Consider the following 5448-nt stretch of genomic DNA (forward strand, 5'->3'; position numbering starts at 1 on the left):
AGGCAGAGCATCAGGAACACTAAGGTCAGACAGAGATGGCGTACGGACGAAGTTGAAATCACATGGAGGCGAAGCTGATGTTAATAAAGAAGGGAGCTGAGGCAAATCTCTATTTAGAACCTTTCACGAAGGTCTTGCATCAGGCCGGTGGGGGCAAGGTGATCGTGAAGACCAGAATACCCAAACGCTACCGCATCAAAGATTTGGATCTTAGGCTTCGAGAGTCAAGGACAGCTCTAGAGGCCGGTCTGCTCTCGGACGCCAAGCGTGCCGGGGTACCGACGCCGATTGTTTATGAAGTGGATAAAGTTGGAATGAGGATCGTCATGGAATTTATCGAAGGGGCTCAAGTAAAGCAGGTCTTGGACAGACTTGGGCCTGCTGAGATGCGGAAGGTGTGCCGCATCATCGGCAAACAAATCGCTAAACTGCACCGGGCCGGCATTATCCATGGCGATCTTACGACCTCAAACATGATCCTTAAATCAGATGGCAAAGTTTACTTCGTTGATTTTGGTTTGGGTGGGCATGATTCGTCGACCGAAGAGCGAGGCGTGGATCTCCACCTGCTGAAACGCGCGCTGCAGAGCACCCACTTCAGAATTGCCACCCGAGCATATGCCGCCGTTATCTCGGGCTACCGGGCGGAGTTCGGAAAGGGAGCGGAAGAGATAATTAATCGCGCTAAGGAAATCGAAAGCCGGGGACGATATGTAGCTAAGGAGGAGAGAGCATGGCATTAACTTTTGTGACCAGCAACCAACACAAATTCCAGGAGGTCAGTGAGCTGGCAGTAAAGAGAGGCATAGAAGTGGTTCACTACAAATGGCGCTATGTTGAAATTCAGGCGGATGACCTTGAGGAGATAGCCCGCGCTAGTGCCAAGGAAGTCAGCGCGCAGTTGAAGTGCCCCTGCTTTGTGGAGGATGCCGGTTTGTTCGTGATGGCCCTGAAAGGCTTTCCGGGACCTTATTCGAATTATGTCTTCCGCACGCTCGGCAATTCCGGTATTCTTAAGCTGATGTCTGGGGTTAACAACCGTGATGCCGAGTTCAGATCGGCGGTGGGATACTGTGAACCCGGTGGGGAACCGATGGTATTTGTCGGCAGGGTGGAAGGGGAGATAGCCGAGCAGGTAAGGGGTCAGGGCGGTTTTGGCTTTGACCCCATTTTTATCCCACGTGAAGGCGATGGTCGGACATTTGCCGAGATGCCGGTATCGGAAAAGAACCTTTTTTCCCACAGGGCCCGCGCAGTAGATAGGTTTTTGAATTGGTTCATAGAATTGAAAAGGTGAGAAAATGGCGGCGAGAAAGACCGGAATGGGCTTGAGGGGCACAGAGCTTTCAGCCAGCGAAGTGGAGGAGATAGTGGTCAAGCTAGGCAAGGAGGGAGTCCCGCCGAGCAGAATCGGGATTATCCTACGCGATCAGCACGCGGTGCCAGACGTCAAAAAGCTCACTGGGAAGAGCGTGAAGGAGATTCTGGAGGCGCATGGGATCAAAATGGAGCTTCCTGAGGACTTGGCCAACGTTATCCGCAGCGCGGTTAGAATCGCGGGCCACCTCAGTCGGAACCCGAAGGATTTCCGGACCAAGAGATCTCTGGAGAGAATTGAGGCTCGGGTTAACAAGCTAGCCACATATTACAAGCGGAAAGGAGTCCTGCCGGCTGACTGGAGATATGACAGAGAGAGGGCGGCGCTGCTGGTGCGCCGGTAAGTGGTACCAGAGAGATAAGAGGAATTTTGCCCCGCTCTTTCTTCTGAATGGTGCGAGCCTTTAATTTCAACTGAAGGAATCAGCGGCCATTGGATGGTTGGGCACCATTGATTAGTCGGTAGGATTTAGATGGACTTTTTCAACACTGCTTTGATCATTCCCTTAGGGGGATAAGGATACTGTTTGCCCCGGTAGAAGTATACCCTGCAGCCAAGGTGACATTGTGTTTTTACGAATTCAGTTGTGCTCTTGACACGTTCCGCCAGCTCCTCACATGGCAGGCATCTCCCCTTGCAGACAGCTTCTTGAACATCCTTGCCATTTATCCTGACTGTCGGCGAACCCTGAAAGTGATATCTTCTCGCTTTCTTGTCGGTGTCTATCAAGATTTCCTCCACCTCTGCCTTGACCCCGATTTCAGCCAAGCTTTCTCTGACCAGCTTTTTTGTCTTCATGCACCAGGGACAATCTATGGTGTACAGAATTTGGACTTTCATGAGAACCCCGTGAGGCTATGCGCCGATTTCTTAATAAGTGTTATTACATATCCCAGAAAAATGAATCTGAAGGTCGGTGGTTGCCGGTGGGAAGGGCGGAAATCAAAAGGTTTCGCAGGGATGCAGAAGAGGTGGCAGCTTTTCTCAGACCAAGGCTAGACGGAAAAATAAGGGTCAAGGTTATCTCCCATACAGATGCTGATGGAATAGCCTCAGCAGCGATAATGGCCAGGTGCCTTTACGCCTACAATATCCCCTTTACTGTTAAGCTGGGCAGGCCACCAAGTGAAGAGGATATCGGTCAGCTCGGGGCGGAAAGCCATGACCTTTACATCTTTCTGGACCAAGGCAGTGGCCAGATGGATGTGATCAACAAACACCTACTGGCGCGGGGTAAGGAGGTCGTCATAATTGACCATCATCCTGGTCCTTTGATAGACCACCCAAGACTGTCCTTTCTCAACCCCCACACCTGTGGGCTCAGCGGTTCCATCGATGTCAGCGCTAGCGGGGCCACGTTCTCGGTGGTGGAACAGCTTGACTTGCGCTTCAGATCGTTACTCGGTCTGGCAATAGTGGGCGCTATTGGGGACAGGCAGGAGTCGCCATTTGGTTTTACGGGGGTCAATGACACGCTGTTGAAGCGATCGGTTGATCTGGGGCTGGTACGCGAGAGCGAGGGTTTAAAGCTGACCCGCCGCAGCTTAGTCCCAGTTGTTGAATGTTTGAGAACTTCTGTTAGACCCTATCTCATAGGGCTGTCAGGAAATCCGTCGTCGTGTCGTTCCTTGGTGGACAGTTTGGAAATATCCCACTCAAGGTTAATCTCAGAATTAGGGAGTGACGCAGAGAAAAAGCTGGCCGAAGCTATTGTTTACAAGGTCGGTGCTCAAGCGTCCAGGGAGGAGTTCCGAAACACCCTATGGGGAACAATTTTGACCGCTACCACTGATGACCTGGTCGGGCCCAAAGAGTTGGGAGAATATGCTGCTTTAATCGATGCTTGCGGAAACATGAGAAATCCTGAGATTGGCTTTGCCTTAGCGACGGGAGATGGAAACTATCAGAGGGACGCGCTTGGTCTGCTCGGTGCCTATCAGGAGCAGATGCTCAGGGCGATGGAATGGCTGGTTGACAAGCTGGCTTCGTTTAAACTTGCTTCTAACTTTCGATATATTTACGCCGGGAACGACATTGACTCAGCAATACTTGGTGAGATGATTTCGCTGGCGATTGAGTCGGCGCTAATTCCAGTTGAGCAGCCAGTGGTGGGTATGGCGGACACGGTTGATGGTTTTGTTAAGGTCTCCGCCAGGGCAACGCCGGCCTTAGTAGCTGCCGGGGTAAATCTGGGGCAGGCGATTTCGCGGGCGGCAGCCGCGGTGGGGGGCTACGGTGGTGGTCATGACGTCTCAGCGGCAGCGCGAATTCCTCGAAATCGTCTGGAAGATTTCGTGGCCGAGTTGGACCGCGCGATGACAGGGTGGGGAAGATGACCTATCGTGAACAACTGAAATTTCTGCTGGAGAGGGATGCGGGTTTTTCTGAAGCGGTTGGGTTGCTAAAGCAGCTTGGTCAACGCAGTGGACTGGAGGTAGGAATTTTTTCCCATCACGATGTTGACGGTGTTTCCAGTGCTTTAATTTTACATCGGATGTTTCGACGTTTGGGGGCCAAAGTTGTGATAAAATTTCCCGAAAGGTTCAAGCTTTTGGAAGAGGATCTCAAGTTGATCAAGGGCAAGTTTGATTTGCTCGTGATTTCTGACAAGGGAACCTTTGCTAGCTACGATGATTTCTTTGAAAAGGCAGAAAATGTTCTAATAATCGACCACCACGCACCGGACGGCAATCCAAAGAAGGCGTCGGTTTTCAATCCGGCAATGGAGTCGCACACGCTTGCTGCTACTTCCTTGTTGTGTCACATGTTGGCCACTCAATTCGGCCCCACAGATGAACTCGATGATCTTACCGCCTTGCTCGGCTGTAGGGCCGACTTTGCGTTTGATCCGGTTGAAGAGAGGTGTGGTGAATTTGTTCGTCCGTTTATCGAGCGGTCCATGAAGAAGTTTCCCCATCTTTTCAAAACACGGCTAGGCCGCCCCACGATGTATGATGTGGTGGACAGAAGGCGCACTGCCCTCACAAACCAGATGGCCGAGGCGCTTCATGTGGGGACTCTGGCTCATTATTATGGTGAGTTTTTAAATTCCGGTGTTTCTGGGCCGGAGCTGGTTTTCGATTTTCTCAAAGAATTGCCAGCGGATGATTTGATAATGATTAAAAATCTCGATGATTTTCTGTCGATGGCGCCGGCCGGGAAAACCATCTCGCGGATTTTGGAAAGTTTTCAGCTTGACTGGGAACTCCTAGAAATCAGGGTGCGAAGCCCAATTTTTTTAGGTGAAATCAAAAGCGTGGGAGTTTACCTAGTTTTTGCTAGGGAGGTTCCCCGTATGCAATCTACACCGTTCGCGGCAGTTCTCCCTTACGTAGCTTCCACGCAGCTGGAACCGCTTAGGAGAGCTTTTGGTCATGAGGCAACGATGATCATGGTCTTTTGCCCGAAGGAAAACGGCGTCCAAATCTCGATGCGTGGTGGGGGAGGTAGAATCGATTGCAGCCTAATTTGTGCCCAGCTGGTGGATCGATTGCGACGGCTCTACCCAGGATGTGCGGGAATTGAGGGCGGAGTCCACCCTGATGCGGCCGAGTGCTTCTCGGGCAAGTCGGTGCCAATATATGCGGTTATGCGAGAGCTTCTCTTGATGATAAAGGAATGGTCCCAACAAGAAATCCGAGCAGATGGTGGAGGGCATTTTGCTTTTCGGGTGATGGGATGAAAATGGAGGCCAAGGTTATTTGCGAATACAAAAATGGCAAGATGGCGAGAGCAGTGGCCATGGCTCTGGCGCCGGACAATCTGAGGCTCCCTGAGGGACTTCGGGTTTCGACGGTAGCCCGGGGCAGCAAGGTGGTCAGTTCGGTTGAGCTTGATGGCAAGCTGGAGACACTGCTGGCAACGCTTGACGATCTGCTGGCATGTACTCTAACCGCGGAAAGCGTGTTTTGAGAAAACATACTTTCCACAAGAATTAGGTTTGGCAATTTTTATCCGTCGCTTAAAAGTAAGTTTATCTAGGGTGGCACGTTGCTGGTGTGTTGCATTGAATTTTTAAAATTGTCCTGAGGCCGATGTTTTGGCGGCTAGGGGCTGGACCGATGAGGTGG

The 5448-nt window shown here is 51.4% G+C and carries 7 protein-coding genes; 6 read left to right on the forward strand and 1 reads right to left on the reverse strand.

Going from position 1 to position 5448, the window contains the following annotated elements:
- Positions 1-62 precede the first annotated feature (62 nt).
- Genes ACP5PX_RS07135 through ACP5PX_RS07145 form a run of 3 tightly spaced genes read left to right on the forward strand, consistent with a single transcriptional unit; the run spans position 63 to position 1721 of the window.
- Entirely contained in the window at positions 63-743 is a 681-nt protein-coding gene (locus ACP5PX_RS07135) for a Kae1-associated kinase Bud32 (protein ID WP_428085279.1), read from the forward strand.
- Positions 734-1297 (forward strand): XTP/dITP diphosphatase, encoded by a 564-nt coding sequence (locus tag ACP5PX_RS07140; protein ID WP_428085280.1) that lies wholly within the window; start codon positions 734-736, stop codon positions 1295-1297. Before ACP5PX_RS07135 ends, ACP5PX_RS07140 begins: the two co-directional genes overlap by 10 nt.
- A gap of 4 nt (positions 1298-1301) precedes the next feature.
- On the forward strand, positions 1302-1721 hold the full coding sequence (locus ACP5PX_RS07145; protein ID WP_428085281.1) for a 30S ribosomal protein S15: 420 nt from the start codon (positions 1302-1304) through the stop codon (positions 1719-1721).
- 125 nt (positions 1722-1846) lie between these two features.
- Here ACP5PX_RS07145 and ACP5PX_RS07150 read toward each other — a convergent pair whose 3' ends face one another.
- The gene (locus tag ACP5PX_RS07150) at positions 1847-2218 is read right to left on the reverse strand and encodes a DUF2703 domain-containing protein (protein WP_428085282.1); all 372 of its coding nucleotides are present in this window, start codon (positions 2216-2218) and stop codon (positions 1847-1849) included.
- An 86-nt stretch (positions 2219-2304) separates the two neighbouring features.
- Between ACP5PX_RS07150 and ACP5PX_RS07155 the strand changes: the two genes are divergently transcribed.
- From ACP5PX_RS07155 to ACP5PX_RS07165, 3 genes are read left to right on the forward strand one after another with little or no spacing between them, the layout of a single operon-like run.
- The gene (locus ACP5PX_RS07155; RefSeq protein WP_428085283.1) at positions 2305-3714 is read left to right on the forward strand and encodes a DHH family phosphoesterase; all 1410 of its coding nucleotides are present in this window, start codon (positions 2305-2307) and stop codon (positions 3712-3714) included.
- Positions 3711-5060 (forward strand): DHH family phosphoesterase, encoded by a 1350-nt coding sequence (locus ACP5PX_RS07160; protein WP_428085284.1) that lies wholly within the window; start codon positions 3711-3713, stop codon positions 5058-5060. Before ACP5PX_RS07155 ends, ACP5PX_RS07160 begins: the two co-directional genes overlap by 4 nt.
- Positions 5057-5290: a KEOPS complex subunit Pcc1 gene (locus ACP5PX_RS07165; protein WP_428085285.1), complete on the forward strand. Its 234-nt coding sequence runs from the start codon at positions 5057-5059 to the stop codon at positions 5288-5290. Before ACP5PX_RS07160 ends, ACP5PX_RS07165 begins: the two co-directional genes overlap by 4 nt.
- Positions 5291-5448 lie beyond the last annotated feature (158 nt).

It is taken from the genome of Hadarchaeum sp. (SeqCode), assembly GCF_049969415.1.
Classification (GTDB): domain Archaea; phylum Hadarchaeota; class Hadarchaeia; order Hadarchaeales; family Hadarchaeaceae; genus Hadarchaeum.

Excerpts from the sequence above, each read along its gene's own strand:
- ACP5PX_RS07135 (WP_428085279.1), top strand. The coding sequence starts at position 63 with ATGGAGGCGAAGCTGATGTTAATAAAGAAGGGAGCTGAGGCAAATCTC.
- ACP5PX_RS07140 (WP_428085280.1), top strand. The coding sequence starts at position 734 with ATGGCATTAACTTTTGTGACCAGCAACCAACACAAATTCCAGGAGGTC.
- ACP5PX_RS07145 (WP_428085281.1), top strand. The coding sequence starts at position 1,302 with ATGGCGGCGAGAAAGACCGGAATGGGCTTGAGGGGCACAGAGCTTTCA.
- ACP5PX_RS07150 (WP_428085282.1), bottom strand. The coding sequence starts at position 2,218 with ATGAAAGTCCAAATTCTGTACACCATAGATTGTCCCTGGTGCATGAAG.
- ACP5PX_RS07160 (WP_428085284.1), top strand. The coding sequence starts at position 3,711 with ATGACCTATCGTGAACAACTGAAATTTCTGCTGGAGAGGGATGCGGGT.
- ACP5PX_RS07165 (WP_428085285.1), top strand. The coding sequence starts at position 5,057 with ATGAAAATGGAGGCCAAGGTTATTTGCGAATACAAAAATGGCAAGATG.